General features: G+C 44.1%; 12 protein-coding genes and 1 pseudogene. 7 read left to right on the top strand and 6 right to left on the bottom strand.

What is annotated here, in order from left to right; genetic code table 11:
• Positions 1 to 54: 54 nt before the first annotated feature.
• The 6 genes and pseudogenes from ECA01S_RS02525 (at position 55) to holA (ending at position 6,138) form a co-directional block, all read left to right on the top strand.
• A pseudogene (locus ECA01S_RS02525) lies at positions 55 to 933 on the top strand (LysR family transcriptional regulator).
• A 193-nt stretch (positions 934 to 1,126) separates the two neighbouring features.
• Entirely contained in the window at positions 1,127 to 1,540 is a 414-nt protein-coding gene (locus tag ECA01S_RS02520; RefSeq protein WP_067390563.1) for a cupin domain-containing protein, read from the top strand.
• A 9-nt stretch (positions 1,541 to 1,549) separates the two neighbouring features.
• Entirely contained in the window at positions 1,550 to 1,867 is a 318-nt protein-coding gene (locus ECA01S_RS02515) for a carboxymuconolactone decarboxylase family protein (RefSeq protein ID WP_067390561.1), read from the top strand.
• A gap of 480 nt (positions 1,868 to 2,347) precedes the next feature.
• Positions 2,348 to 2,884, top strand: coding sequence for a ComE operon protein 2 (locus tag ECA01S_RS02510; RefSeq protein ID WP_071858931.1), 537 nt, complete (start codon positions 2,348 to 2,350; stop codon positions 2,882 to 2,884).
• Entirely contained in the window at positions 2,877 to 5,069 is a 2,193-nt protein-coding gene (locus ECA01S_RS02505; RefSeq protein WP_067390558.1) for a DNA internalization-related competence protein ComEC/Rec2, read from the top strand. Before ECA01S_RS02510 ends, ECA01S_RS02505 begins: the two co-directional genes overlap by 8 nt.
• Positions 5,070 to 5,115: 46 nt before the next feature.
• A complete protein-coding gene (gene holA, locus ECA01S_RS02500) occupies positions 5,116 to 6,138 on the top strand; it encodes a DNA polymerase III subunit delta (protein WP_067390555.1) in 1,023 nt (340 codons plus the stop codon).
• Positions 6,139 to 6,226: 88 nt separating this feature from the next.
• On the opposite strand, the gene rpsT is transcribed toward holA, so the two are convergent.
• The 6 genes from rpsT to ECA01S_RS02470 form a co-directional block, all read right to left on the bottom strand.
• Positions 6,227 to 6,478: a 30S ribosomal protein S20 gene (gene rpsT, locus ECA01S_RS02495; RefSeq protein WP_067390552.1), complete on the bottom strand. Its 252-nt coding sequence runs from the start codon at positions 6,476 to 6,478 to the stop codon at positions 6,227 to 6,229.
• 143 nt (positions 6,479 to 6,621) lie between these two features.
• Entirely contained in the window at positions 6,622 to 7,980 is a 1,359-nt protein-coding gene (locus tag ECA01S_RS02490; protein WP_067390549.1) for a metallophosphoesterase, read from the bottom strand.
• A complete protein-coding gene (locus tag ECA01S_RS02485; RefSeq protein ID WP_067390545.1) occupies positions 7,977 to 8,687 on the bottom strand; it encodes a response regulator in 711 nt (236 codons plus the stop codon). The genes ECA01S_RS02490 and ECA01S_RS02485 overlap by 4 nt, the downstream gene beginning before the upstream one ends.
• Entirely contained in the window at positions 8,668 to 10,170 is a 1,503-nt protein-coding gene (locus ECA01S_RS02480) for a Spo0B domain-containing protein (protein WP_067390542.1), read from the bottom strand. Before ECA01S_RS02480 ends, ECA01S_RS02485 begins: the two co-directional genes overlap by 20 nt.
• Positions 10,171 to 10,378: 208 nt before the next feature.
• Positions 10,379 to 12,241 carry a heavy metal translocating P-type ATPase gene (locus ECA01S_RS02475; protein ID WP_067390538.1) on the bottom strand — a complete coding sequence of 621 codons (1,863 nt, stop codon included), beginning with the start codon at positions 12,239 to 12,241 and terminating at the stop codon, positions 10,379 to 10,381.
• A gap of 210 nt (positions 12,242 to 12,451) precedes the next feature.
• Positions 12,452 to 13,282, bottom strand: a complete 831-nt coding sequence (locus ECA01S_RS02470) for an undecaprenyl-diphosphate phosphatase (protein WP_067390534.1) — start codon at positions 13,280 to 13,282, stop codon at positions 12,452 to 12,454.
• A gap of 211 nt (positions 13,283 to 13,493) precedes the next feature.
• On the opposite strand from ECA01S_RS02470, the gene ECA01S_RS02465 reads away from it, so the two are divergent.
• Positions 13,494 to 13,982: a PTS sugar transporter subunit IIA gene (locus ECA01S_RS02465; RefSeq protein WP_373277530.1), complete on the top strand. Its 489-nt coding sequence runs from the start codon at positions 13,494 to 13,496 to the stop codon at positions 13,980 to 13,982.
• Positions 13,983 to 13,986 lie beyond the last annotated feature (4 nt).

Raw genomic sequence — 13,986 nt, 5'->3', positions numbered from 1 at the left:
TTCTAGTGCGTTACAATCGTCTTTTGCTATACTAAAGACAGAGGTGAGTAATTGATGGAAATCAGACTTTTGCGTTATTTCTGAGTAGTAGCAGAAGAAGGGACTTTTTCGAAAGCGGCCCACGTATTGAATATTACACAACCAACATTAAGCCGACAAATCAGAGAATTAGAAGAATCTTTAGGCGTCCAGTTACTTGAGCGCCACCCACAAGGATTACAGCTGACGCAAGAAGGTCTTTTTTTGAAGGAACGTGCGGCAGAGATTCTGTTACTGGATAACAAGTTAGAACAGTCATTTGCTAGAAAAGGGCGGGAAATGACTGGCAGTTTAACGATTGGCTGTGTGGAAGCTGATAATTCTGATACGGTGGCGATGATGCTGGAAGAATTTTTGGCGGACTATCCGCAAGTTACGTTTGAACTGATTACCGGAACCGGGGACTTGATTTCCAATCAACTGGAAAAAGGTATTTTAGATGTAGCTTTGTTATTAGAACCAATTACCTTGAAAAATGTGCAATCGTTCGTCCTGCCACGACGGGAAAAATGGGGTCTGTTAGTTTCGACAGATAGCATTCTTGCACAGCGGCGTCACATTACGCCCGCTGATATTTCAGGTCTGCCACTCCTTATATCTGCTAGAAAAGAGGTTCAACAGATGCTGGCTGAGTGGGCGGGTCTTGAAGCTAAGGAGTTGAATACCGTGGGAAACTTCAATTTGATTTTCAATGTCTTTTCATTAGTAGAAAATTGGGTAGGGGCTGCTTTAACGATTGAAGGCGCTGTGTTAAATAGGCAATCCCTACGAACCAAATTTGTCCCACTAGAACCAGAAATAGGCACTCAATGCCGACTAGTCTGGAAGGAGCGGATTCACACACCAGTAGTCAAAGAGTTTATTCAACGGTTTAAGCTTGCCTTTCAAGCATAGGCGGATGGCATAAAAGGTATTCGTTTTTTTTAATAGAGGAGAGTAGGATGAAGTTACACAAGCGTCCTACTCTTTTTTGCGTGAGTATGGGAAATGGTGCATGTTATTTTTATTAGGCAGTGAAAAACTATTGTGTCCCGTCATATGGCTTTAGTAGGTTATGAGTTTGAAGAATTAAGAAAGGATGAATTGAATGACGAATTATGAAGAAATCAAAGATGGCGTTATTTTTCCAGCAGGTGAAAAAAATCAAGCTTACGCACAATTTTTTATTGGACAAAGCTATTTGAACACACTAGTTGCGGACCCTAATGTGGCTGTAGGCGTTGGCAATGTCACCTTTGAACCAGGTTGTCGTAATAACTGGCACATTCAGCGTGGCGGCTTTCAGATTTTATTGGTAACCGGAGGAGAGGGCTGGTACCAAGAGGCAGGGAAGGCGCCCCGTCATTTGCAAGCGGGAGATGTGGTGGTAACCCATGATGGCATCAAGCATTGGCATGGCGCTACCGCTACGACTTGGTTTGAACATCTTGCGATTACAGCAGGTACTGCTGAGTGGCTGGAGCCTGTTGGTGACGAAGAATATTTAAAACTGAAAAATTAAGGAGGAGCTATGAAAAAACAAACTACAGGCAGAGAACAGCTGGGCACCTTTGCGCCGCAATTCGCGGCTCTAAACGATGATGTCTTGTTTGGTGAAGTATGGTCACGGGAAGATGAGTTATCCGCACACGATCGGTCGTTAATCACATGTGCGGCTTTGGTCGCGATGGGGGCGCCGCAATTAACAAGTCATTTGGCTATCGCAAAACAAAATGGTGTGACCCAAGAGGAAATGGTGGCACTAATCACTCATCTGGCCTTTTACGCAGGCTGGCCTAAGGCTTGGAGTGCCTTCAACATGTCGAAAGAAATCTATGATGGAAAATAATTAGCGGGGAAAAGGTGATGCTATGAGTTTGGGGCAGCAGCCTCTAACCCCGAGACTTAGTAGGTATTTTTCATCATTAACTCTGCCTAGGGCAATCGTTATTCTTCAAATTTTTGTGTATGCCAGCTTATTTCCGCAGTAACTGTGTGAGTATAGCTGTTGCTTCTGCTTCCACTGTTTATTCGGATAGGAGTAGTCTAGGACCTAACTTTTTGAGTTAGGTCCTAGACTTTTTTTCAAAAGTCGCCTGTTTTTCGTAATTGATAGTAACAGGCAAGTAGTAGTCTTTTGTTGAGTTCCTTGAAAATTGAATACGGCTGCGTAGAAGAAAAAAACTCATACCCAAAATTCAGACTCTATGGTAAATTTAGGATAGCTATTGCATCAGTAGTATCGTTATTTTTTACAATATTCGCTTTGAGATAAATCCCTTAAGATATGAGACAAAATCTAACAAACTAGCTAAGTGAGGAGATAGGTATGACAACGAGACCAGAACAAAATCAACTGAACGAACACAATACGAAGGAAATCAATTCTTTTGAACGAATCCCTTGGGACCAGTATTTCATGGCGCAGAGTGTCCTGCTATCAATGCGGAGTACGTGCTCTCGTTTAGCTGTAGGGGCAACGATTGTGCGGGATAAACGGATTATTGCAGGAGGCTATAATGGCTCGGTTAGTGGCGATGTCCATTGCATCGACGAGGGCTGCTATGTAGTAGATGGACATTGCGTGCGCACAATCCATGCGGAAATGAACGCAATTTTGCAATGTGCGAAGTTTGGGGTACCAACTGAGAATGCGGAGATTTATGTCACTCATTTTCCTTGCTTGCAATGTACCAAGATGATTTTGCAGGCGGGTATCAAAAAAATCCACTATTTGAAAGATTACCGCAATGATCCTTATGCGCTGGACTTAATTAAGCAAGTTGGGGCGACTGTGGATCAAGTCACGCTTTCTAAGAAATATTTTACTGAACTGCAATTTGGTGAGGATACGACGCTTGAGTAAACGTCAAACTATGGCGGGTTTATGGCTTTTTTCTGCTTGGCTCTTAGCAGGGATTGCCGGTTGTTTCTTTTTTCCTCACTGGACGACAATTGGCTTTTTACTCTATACACTTTTTCGAATTTACCGAACGCAACTGCCTTTTCTTCAGATTAGGTGTCTTGTGTTCGGTCTTTTTTTCGCCTGTTTTATGGGTTGGACTGGGCGTCCTGTAAAGGAGGATTTAAACCAAATTGAAATATTACCTGATACGATTCAGGTAGCAGGGGATCAGTTGCAGTTTACAGCCCGCGGGCAAAAATTATTTCCAGTCTATTACCAGCTACGTACGGAGGCAGAGCAGCAATGGTGGCAAAAACAAACGGCGGTTTTAACCTTACGTTTAACCGGTGAATTTTCGTTACCACGCGGTCGTCGTAATTTGGAGGGCTTTGATTATCGGAATTACCAGCGTTTATTGGGACAACCACAACAATTTTCAGCGGAGACAATTGAGGTTCAAACGCAGCCGTCCCAGCGGCTAAGCATTCATCAGTGGCGGGCTCGCTTGTTACGACATATCCGGGAAAAATTTCCAGCGGCGGTTGCCAGATGGACCAATGGCTTACTATTTGGTGCCAAGGATGCCACTTTTGAACCGATTTTAACACGGAGTAAAGGCTTAGGCATCATGCATCTTTTCAGCTTGTCGGGGATGCATATCAGCATTCTATTCGGCTGTTTACGTTATTTGCTCTATCGCAGTGGCGTCACGATTGAAAGAAGTGCGTGGTTATTAAGCGGAATAGCGCTGCTTTATTTAGGCTTGGCAGGCGCAACCATTAGTATTTTACGCGCTGTCAGTCAATTTGTCGCCCGCGAGTTGAGTCGCCGCTTTCAGTGGGATTGGCAAGGGTTAGATTGTTGGAGTATTGCGGTAATCGTGGGTCTTTTAGTCAGACCGGGAATGTTGCTGACAGCAGCCGGACAGCTTTCTTATGGTTTCAGTTTTTTGTTAGCGGTGGAAAAATCGGGCTCACTTTTAAAACAGTCACTGCGCTTGAATCTGTTGTTGCTGCCAGTGCTAAGCTATCATTTTTACGAGTGGCAGCCGTTGTCGATTCTCTGGACGGCTTTATTGACGCCAGTCTTTAGCTTGTTGCTGCCACTGTTACTGGTACATTTATGTGTTCCTTTGCCTTTTTTTAGTGCATTTCTGAATCAGTTGTGCCAGTTTTTGGAGCGGGGCTTAGATTGGGGGCAACAGCTTTCATTTTCATGGGTGATGGGCCGACTGTCCTATCCACTCACCGTGGGGTTATTACTTTTAGGCATTTGGTGTCTATTGAAGCCGGGACGATTTAAATGGCTGTTACTTTGTTGGGGTACTATTTTTGTGCTGCTGCAATTTCCGCAAGACCAAATCGCCTTTATTGATGTGGGGCAGGGGGCGAGTACCTTTATCCGCACACAAGGTAAAAATATATTAGTGGATACTGGCGGGCGGGTCAGCTTTCAGACTGAGGGTTGGCGACAGCGCCCATTGAAAGCCAATGCTGAAAATACCTTACTGCCTTATTTAAAAAGTCAAGCCGTCACGCATTTAGATGCTGTTTTCATTACCCATCGCGACACCGACCACATGGGCGACTTACTGACCTTGGCGGAGACTATTTCCATCAGACAAGTCTTTTATCCTGAAGGCGCACAAAATGAGCCAAAATTTCAACAAGTTTTGCTGGCTTTAAGGAAGCAAGGAATCGCGGTACAAGGCTTGTTAGCTAGCCAACAAGCCTCGAAGAGCTGGCTGCAAGTATTACATCCCTTTACGGCTGGAACAGGAGCCAATGAAGATTCTCTTGTAGTGAAACTGCGGGTACTAGACCGAAATCTCTTGATTACTGGTGACTTAGGACAAACGGGCGAGTTGGAACTGGTAAAAAAATATGGCAAGAATTTACAGGCTGATCTTTTAGCAGCAGGACACCATGGTAGTCGAACTTCTAGTCATCCACAGTTTTTAGCTACCGTAGCACCTAGATTAGCGGTTATTTCCTGCGGACTAAATAATCGCTTCGGCCATCCGCACCCAGAAGTGTTGAACACGATGGCGGCTGAAAAAATTCCGGTGTGGCGAACCGATCAGCATGGCATGGTACGCTTACGTGAAACGATAACCGGAGTAGTGTTAGAAAGAAGTCAAGACTAGTTTTCCAAAGGTGGGCATGATAAGATAAAAGCCGGAGGAAGACGACATGAATGTACAAACGGCTATCACGGATATCCATCAGGGCAAGCTAGCCCCCGTCTATCTAGTGGTGGGAACCGATCGATTTTTAGCGGAACGCTTTAAGCAGGCCCTTTTGGCACAGGTGATCCAATCACCGGATGATGAGCTGAACTATGCTTCGTTCGATATGGACGAAACCCCTCTATCTGTTGCGGTGGAGGAGGCAGCCACGATCCCCTTTTTTGGCGATTATCGCTTGGTATTTATTGAGCACCCGTATTTTTTAACGACTGAAAAAGTCAGCGGTGGCCCAGATCATGAGATGGCAGAATTGCTGCAATACTTACAAGCGCCATCCCCAACCACGATTTTAGTTTTGCATGCGGCGGTTGAAAAATTAGATGAACGAAAAAAAGTAACGAAAGCCTTAAAGAAACAGGCAGTGCTGATTGAAGCAGCTCCTTTAGGTGAAAAAGACCTGCGTCGTTATTTACAACAAACTATCGCGAATGAAGGCTATCAGATTCGACCAGATGCCTTTGAGCGCTTTATCCAATTGACCGACCTGGATCTTGCTCGAGGTATGAGTGAGTTGAATAAGCTATTTTTATATGCCAGTGAGAATAAACAGATTACCCTAAGCGCCGTCACGGATTTAGTACCGAAGTCGCTGGAACATAATTTGTTTGATATGACAGAATATGTGCTAAAGGGTGATGCCGATCAGGCGTTGCGTTTGTATCATGATTTATTACTGCAAGGGGAAGAAACAATCAAACTGATTGCGATTTTACTTGGGCAGGTTCGTTTATTACTGCAGACGAAAATTTTGATGCAGATTGGCTACCAACAGGCCAATATTGTGGAGACACTGGGCATTCATCCTTACCGAGTCAAGTTAGCGATGCAACAAGTACAAAAATTTTCGTTAGCGGGTTTAGCTCGTTTATTTGATCAGCTAGTGGAAGAAGACAGCCGCATCAAAACGGGTAAGATGGAAAAAGAATTATTATTTGAATTATTTTTGCTCCGACAAGGGCGGGCCTAAAAAGGCTGTTAGAATCAGTGATAAACCGATTCTAACAGCCTTTTCGCATATAAAAAAGTCTCAGAGCAAGCTCCAAGACTTCTTGTCATTATTTAACTAATTTGCTTAAACGAGATTTGTCGCGGCCAGCTTTGTTTTTATGGATCAATCCTTTTGATTCAGCCATATCGACAGCTTTGATCGCTTCTTTATATAACGCATCCACGTTGTCAGCACCTTCAGCTACAGCTGCTTCCAATTTCTTGATAGCTGTACGCATAGCGCTCATTTGAGATGAGTTCTTTTCGTTAGCTTTTTCGCTAGTTTTCACACGTTTGATTGCAGATTCAATATTTGGCATTTATTGTCACCTCCAGAAATAGGGTTTATACCCAGTCGGACTGAATATAATTCAACACTAGTCATTATACCTAAAGCCACTTATCAATGCAATGATTTATTGACAAGTTTTTTCCCTTAACAGGCATTTTTCAGAAAGAGGCATCATTTTTCAGTCATGGGAAAGGCAATCGTTACGTCCAAATCATTATCGTTGGTATCGAAAAGAATCGAATCAATATAAGATTGTAAAAAGTTTTTTGGCAGTGATTGGAGGGTCTGGTAATCAGGATCTTGCTTCATTTTTTGCTGATCCGCTGCACTTGGTGTGTAGTCGGCTCCTTTAAAGAAGCGGGTGTTGATCTTACCAACGTATTGCGCTACACGATCGGCACGATCAAGATCCTCCGTCAACTCAGATTCCAGCAGTTGCCGGTAAGCCATTTCTTCACCACTCTTATCAAACAATTCTTCACGGTACTGATCATAATCTAATAGGGTTGGATCTGTCTGTTTGGTTTCTTGGGCCCATTTGGTCATCACCAGCTCTTTGCGCTGATAATGGAGCTGTTGATGATTGAAAGTCACTTCACCATAACCATTCGGTGTAATGGCAAAGGAACCGCTAACGATCTCTGTGAGGGGCTGACCCGCTACTGATTCCGTCAAAATATCCTGTGCATGGATATGCCCGGAAAAGGCCACAGGCACCTTGAATTCTGCCAGCATTTCCCGCAGACGGGTATCGTCTAACACGTAGCCTTTATTGACCTGATCATTATGTTTGAAAAGGTTGTGATGAAGAATCGGCAGGACTTGTTTGTGAGCTTTTTTTGCAGTCTCCAGCTGTTCTTTGATCCAGTTCAAGGAATCTTCAGAAATTTGTCCTTTCGTGACAGGTGCAGAAATCGACGTATCAAGAGAATAGAGATTGCTGTCAATCATCAGCAAGGTCAAATCCTTGGTTAAGGGCACTGTATAACTTAGAGAATCCGGATCAGAGGCCATGGCCTGATCATAGCCGTTGGCCGCAAAAATCTCCTTGAAATCTTTTGGCGAGATTTGCGCGGTCTTTTCTTGCTTATCTCCTACATATTTACGAGCCCAGCCATCGTGGATATCGTGGTTTCCTGGAATTACGAAAACTTCAATACCGGCTTTTTCAAAGGCAGCTAGCTGTGTTGCCAGTTTTTCGGCACTCTTTTTTTCGCCGTTCATGGTCAAATCACCACTGATAATCAAGACTTGCGGTTTTTCCACCTTGGCTTGTGCCAGCAGGGCTTCCATGCGCGCCTCGGCACGCCGGAGGTCTTTGCCGGCACTGGTTTTTTCAATAAATTGAAAGGCACTGCCATCATCATACAATTCTTCTGCCAAATAGTGGGTGTCAGAAATTACCCAGATTTTTGGTGGCGCATTAAACAGTGCTTTTTCATGAGCAGTTTGTTCTTTTGGCAATAGATAAAGCCCGCCGATTACAGCTAAAGCTAGTCCTGCCAAAAAGAACAGTACGATTTTCTTCATTTCTCGGGTTCCTTTCTATCTAAAAGCAGATTTGCTTCATCTAGGTTATCTAGTAGACGGTAAACTTGGTAAGGACGACCGACTTTCACGTGGACTTTTTCACTTGTGAGGAGCTGTCGTTGTTCCAAAAATAAGACATATTTGCGCACTGAAACATGGGAGAGCCCGCTGGCAGCTGCCAATGCTTGGATGGTAAAAGGCTGCGCTAAGGTCTGACTAGCCTGATAAACTAGCTGCAGTGTCTCTTGGGTCAAGCCCTTCTCTAAGGCCAAGGTGGGTGTGGCTGACGGCGTTTCAGTATGTAAAAACTGATCTAAATCAGTTTGCGTGAGTGTGGTAGTTGGCAACTGACGGTCCGCTGCTAATTGGATACTTTTAGCAAAACGCTCAAAAGTAAAAGGCTTAATCAGATAGTCCACAATACCTAACTGAACACTTTCTTTCACGTAGCGGACCTCATTGGCGGCGGTGATTAAGATGACTTCAAAAGGCTGATAAGCTTGGCGCCATTCCCGTAATAAAGTCAGCCCATTTTCGTTTTGCAAATGAATATCCAAGAGAACCAGGTCGACTGCCGTTGCTTGAAGCTGTTGACGGGCAGCCGCCGGCGTAGTCGCAGTCAGAATATCTGCATAGCCTAAGCGCTCAAGATAGCGTTTATGAATCAACTGAACCATAGTATCATCTTCAACGATCAAGATCTTCATGATAGTCATCTCCTAAGGAAAAAGTAAGGTAGAGGTTTACCGCTGTTTCTGAGTAGTCTTCTTCAAAGGTACTATGGGTTTCTGCCAGTAATTCTTCAAAGAAAGCCGTCCCTTGCCATTGATCCGTTAACGCGGCGATGGTGTAATGAAACGTTAGGCTAGCGCCATAATGGATCTGGAGCTGGACTTCGCCTTGCCCATTCTGCAATAAAAAGCGGTGGAGATAACGGAGTAAAGTCAACCACTTCGTCATGCAAGCGGCCGGTAAAAGCGGAATACTGTCTAACGTAAGCAGCAAGGGTGTCTTATTCTCAACAAATTTTTGGCGTTCTCCCAATAAAAAGCTGGCGAGGAGGGGATCTTTCACGAGAAAGGCAATTTGTTGTGCAAAAGCTTCTTCGGGTTCCAGCCAGTCTCTTAAATAGATTTGCAATTCATCATAGGCCTCAAGATCAACTAGCCCATAAATTACGTGGAGCCGGTTCATGAACTCGTGGGATTGACTTTGTAACGCTGAGGCATAAGCAGTCGTATTGCGTAATTGATCCGTAATAAGAAAGGTCTCTGTCGCATCTCTTAAAAAGAAAATGGAGCCCTTAGGTCGCTGATTGACACGGATTGGCGCGATAGACAACAAAAAATCTTGGCCATTTTGCTGATAAAGCTGTTCCGTTTTTTGTTTTCGAAAAGGTTTTTGCAATAAAGCGGTCAGCGGTTTACCAATCAAGCTCATTTCGCCAGTCATTTGCTGATAGAGAGCCTCTGCCGCGTGATTTGCCAGTAAAATTTGCTGCTCAAGATTGGTGACTACGATGACATCTTTACTTTCATCTAGCATGGCATTACGTTCTTCATAAAGCTGAGCGATTTCTCGGGGCTCCAAGTTATGGAGCTGGCGTTTTAAATAGTAAGCCACTAACAAGGAAACCGCTAGGCCAACTACTAAACTAATCACAAGCGCCAATGTGTAACTCTCTTTAGAACGAGCGGCAAGGGTGCTAAGGGAGGTCACTTTCAGACCCAAGGCCACCACACCCACTTGCTGTTGCTGATAATAAATCGGGACAAAGCCACGCAAGGATTCTCCAAGCGTTCCATGACTGACAGAGAGGTGTTCTTCTCCCGCTAAAGCAGGAGACTCATCGTTGCCGGCAAAATGTCCGCCAATTTTTGCGGGATCTGGATGTGTGAGGCGAATGCCGGCCATATCTAGAAAAACAATAAAATCAAAGCCGTAGATATCGGCAATTTCTAAGCTACGGGCTTGTAAAGCAGTGCTTGCTTCATCCGCAGCAACAGCTTGTTGAATAGTCGGTTCCAAGGCTAGCTGCCGACCGACTCGTAATAATTGCTGCCCTTCTTTTTCTTTGACGTGGTCAGCCGTTTGTAAGGTTAAAATGCCGTAAAAAAGCGACAATAATAAACATAAGGTGGTGACGAAGGTCACGGTAAGTAGGACCCATAAGCGTACTCCTTTTTTCACGGTAGCACCTCCGCACTGATTATAACATAGCTTACTTAAATGTCTCTGACGAAAAAAAACTAAGACAAAAGTCGGTTAGTATTGAAAAAATCGAGTTCGATGAAGTAACTTAGGAAAACTTATCCAGCCAATTTTCTTGCTAGCAAAAACGACTTTACCAAAAAAGACCGATGACAAAGAGTGCGTCATCGGTCTTTGCTGATTATGGCTAATAAGGCAACGGTTCAGTTGAGGTTTGGACTGTTTCGTTTGGTAGGCTCCGTAATAGGCGCAGGCCATTTAAAATGACTAAAATGGTGCTGCCTTCATGGGCGACAACGCCAAAGGGGAGATTGATTAGCTGTAAGATATTGCTGCAGATCAAGAACAGGATAACCGCAACGGAAAAGCAAATATTTTGGGTAATGATTCGTTTCATTTTCAATGACAGTTGATGACTCATTTGCAGTTTAGTCAAGTCATCCTTCATTAACACGACATCCGCTACATCCATCGCAATCGCGGTTCCTTGCCCCATGGCAAAGCCGATAGTGGCGTTGGCCAGTGCTGGTGCATCATTAATGCCATCGCCAATCATAGCATTGGTACCAAAAGCGGCTTTTTGCTCCTGAATCAAGCGAGTTTTTTCTTGCGGAAGACAGCCGCCATGAATCTCATCTAACCCTAACGCGGTTCCTACTGCCAAGGCCGTTTGTTGGTTATCACCGGTTAGCATCGTAGTGTGGATACCTTGCTCCTTCAAATAAGCAATCACACTGCTAGCTTCAGGTCTGGGGGTATCTAGGAGACCAAAGTAGGCGATCAACTCTTGCTCTCTTGTTAAGCAAATCACCGTTTTACCAGCTTGTTGCAGCTGAACTGCGGCGGGGCTAAGTGACGTGTCAGGTTTTCCAATGCGCCAGAGCTGTCCTGCGACTTCGGCCTCCATTCCTTGACCAGGAATCTCTTTAGGGGTTACCGCGATTGTCGTTACTTCGTCTTGAAAACGATGGACGATTGCTTGAGCTAAGGGATGAGAAGAGGTTTGTTCCATCGAAACTAAAATTTGTTTAGCTAGCGCCTCTTCCTTTAAAAAGTAGGCATCCGTCACTGTTAAACGTCCATAGGTCAAGGTGCCGGTTTTATCAAAGGCGATGGCTCGTAAGTCTGAAAGCTGTTCTAAATAGATACCGCCTTTAAAGAGTAAGCCGTGACGAGCACCATTGGAAATCGCCGAAAGGGTAGCTGGTGTTGCGGACGCGACTAATGCACAGGGGGAGGCGACCACTAACAAGACCATCCCGCGGTAAAAGCTTTCCTGCCAGTCCCAGCCTAGACCAAAATGAGTTCCAAAAATCAAAAGCGGCACTGATAATAGTACGACTTTTACGTAGATATTTTCGATCTTATCAATAAATGAAGCTGTTTCTGATGGCGTATTTTGTGCTTCTTCGACTAATTGGATAATCTTGGCAAAGAGGGTGTCTGTACTGACTTTTGCGACCGTCAGAGTTAAGGCTTCCCCCAGATTCAAGGTTCCGCCAAACACTTCGTCACCTAGCTGTTTATCCAGCGGGACTGATTCACCGCTAACCGCCGACTCATCCACCAAAGCTGGCGTGCTTAACCGACCGTCAATAGGGATATTGGCGCCTTTAGGAACCAGTACTAGATCCCCCACCGCTAAAGAAGCGACAGGGACTTCTTGAGTTTGCCCCTGCACAATTTTCAGTGCGGTTTCTGGTTGCATCGCAATCAGCTGAGAAATCTCTCGTTTACTTTTACCTGTTGCGTATTCTTCTAGGGCACCACTTAAGCAGAAAATAAAGGTCAGCAAAGCACCTTCCAGCCAATTACCAATAATGGCGGCGCCAATCGCAGCCAAGGCCATCAAGAGGTCAACATTCAAATGCCGATGTGTCCATGTTTCCTGCAGTCCTTCCCAAGTTTGGCGGTAGCCCCCAATCAAAATGGCAAGACTGAAGGCCAAAGGAGCCAACGGTGGAAATTGCCAGTCTAAAATAAGTCCAATGATAATAAATAACAAACAGCCTAGCGTATCGCGCAACGCTCGCTTTTCTTCTGAGTTCATAACGACCCCTCCTTCACCATTACTATAGCATATCAATAAGCTAATTGATAATGAAATATCGTAAATGAGAATGATAGTAGTTCTCATTATGATGGTGATAGGACACTGATCTATCAGTAATAAGGAGGAACTAGCTAGTAATGTTCAAAAGGTATTAATGATAATGATTATAAAAAAGCTGTGACCGGCTATTAACCAGTCACAGCTTTTTTAGGCGATTAGCCAGTAGCCAATCAAGATAGCACCTAGGATGATACGATACCAACCAAAGGCGGTGAAATCATTACGTTTAATAAAGTTCAATAAGAACTTGATGGCGATGATTGAAACGATAAAGGCAGTGATACAGCCTACCAATAAGATAGTAGTTTCACCTAAAGTGAAGCTGTTGCCATCTTTCAAGAATTTGAAAATCTTCAAGCCACTAGCGCCGAACATCACGGGAATTCCCAAGAAGAAAGAGAATTCAGTAGCGACAAAACGTGAGGCACCAATCAAAATTGCTCCTAAAATAGTTGCCCCAGAGCGAGATGTCCCAGGAATTAAAGCTAGCACTTGGAAGATACCGACAATCGCTGCCGCCTTATAGGTGAATTTGTTTAAATCTGTACATTTAGGTGTAACGTTTTTGTTGCGTTTTTCAACAATAATGAAAGCAACCCCATAAACAATCAACATAATAGCAACGGGTAAAAATTTGTGGAAATGTGCATCTAACCAGTCATCTAGAGGTAAGCCAATGATTGCGGCTGGTACACAGGCAATCAGAACTTTTGACCAAAGCGACCATGTATCTCTTTTCTCAATATCCGTTTTAGTTGGTGAGAAGGGGTTCAACTTATGGAAGTACAAAACTACCACCGCTAAGATGGCACCCAACTGGATCACGACATTGAACATACTCATAAAGGCATCAGAGGCTTGCAGTTTAATAAACTCATCCGCCAAGATCAAGTGCCCAGTACTACTGATAGGCAGCCATTCCGTGATCCCTTCAATAATCCCCAACAGGATCGCTTTTAAAATATTTAAAAAATCCATACATTCATTCCTTTCTCATTAATCAAACCATTGTTAAGTATACCGTTCTTTTTTGGAAAAACCAACGTGAAACCCCACATTATTGGTTAAGAAATGGTTAAGGGAAGCAGAATCAATCAACGGATTTTTTCAATTTTTCACGGCTTGCGGCTTGTATTTCACACTAGACTTCCCTATACTGTTCTTTGCGAGAAAGAAGGGAGTGCAGGGTGTGTTTAGGTTGTTTAAAAAGAAACCGACAACTGGGTCTTTGTATGCGGTTGCGGCTGGCGAAATGTTGTCGTTGTCAGAGTTAGACGAACCAGTTTTCTCACAACGGATGATCGGCGATGGGTACGCTGTATTGCCAGATGATGGGCGCATTTTTGCGCCAGTTAGTGGAACAGTTATCAATATTTTTGAGTCACAGCATGCAGTGGGCTTTAAAATGGAAAATGGGCTGGAAATCCTTTTACATATGGGGATTGATACGGCTGGTTTAAAAGGGGCACCTTTTAAACTTCAAGTTCGTGAAGGGGACAAAGTAAATAGTACCACCCGTATTGCAGAAGTCGATTTGGCACAGATTCGCCAGGAAGGGAAAGAAACGACTATGGTGGTGGTTTTGACTAATATGGCCCAAGTTGAGCATTTATTGATTGAAGTGCACGGACATGTAGAGCCAGGGGAAGAGATCGGAGTTGCTACAGCAGTCGAGTAGAAAG

The organism is Enterococcus canis NBRC 100695 (genome assembly GCF_001544375.1).
Classification (GTDB): Bacteria; Bacillota; Bacilli; order Lactobacillales; family Enterococcaceae; genus Enterococcus_H; species Enterococcus_H canis.
The sequence above is the reverse complement of the archived record's forward strand: the minus strand, read 5'-3'. Positions and strand labels throughout refer to the sequence as shown.

Coding starts and splice junctions, on each gene's coding strand:
- ECA01S_RS02515 (WP_067390561.1), top strand. CDS start 1,550: ATGAAAAAACAAACTACAGGCAGAGAACAGCTGGGCACCTTTGCGCCG.
- ECA01S_RS02490 (WP_067390549.1), bottom strand. CDS start 7,980: ATGAAGAAAATCGTACTGTTCTTTTTGGCAGGACTAGCTTTAGCTGTA.
- rpsT (WP_067390552.1), bottom strand. CDS start 6,478: ATGCCAAATATTGAATCTGCAATCAAACGTGTGAAAACTAGCGAAAAA.
- holA (WP_067390555.1), top strand. CDS start 5,116: ATGAATGTACAAACGGCTATCACGGATATCCATCAGGGCAAGCTAGCC.
- ECA01S_RS02475 (WP_067390538.1), bottom strand. CDS start 12,241: ATGAACTCAGAAGAAAAGCGAGCGTTGCGCGATACGCTAGGCTGTTTG.
- ECA01S_RS02510 (WP_071858931.1), top strand. CDS start 2,348: ATGACAACGAGACCAGAACAAAATCAACTGAACGAACACAATACGAAG.
- ECA01S_RS02470 (WP_067390534.1), bottom strand. CDS start 13,282: ATGGATTTTTTAAATATTTTAAAAGCGATCCTGTTGGGGATTATTGAA.
- ECA01S_RS02485 (WP_067390545.1), bottom strand. CDS start 8,687: ATGAAGATCTTGATCGTTGAAGATGATACTATGGTTCAGTTGATTCAT.
- ECA01S_RS02520 (WP_067390563.1), top strand. CDS start 1,127: ATGACGAATTATGAAGAAATCAAAGATGGCGTTATTTTTCCAGCAGGT.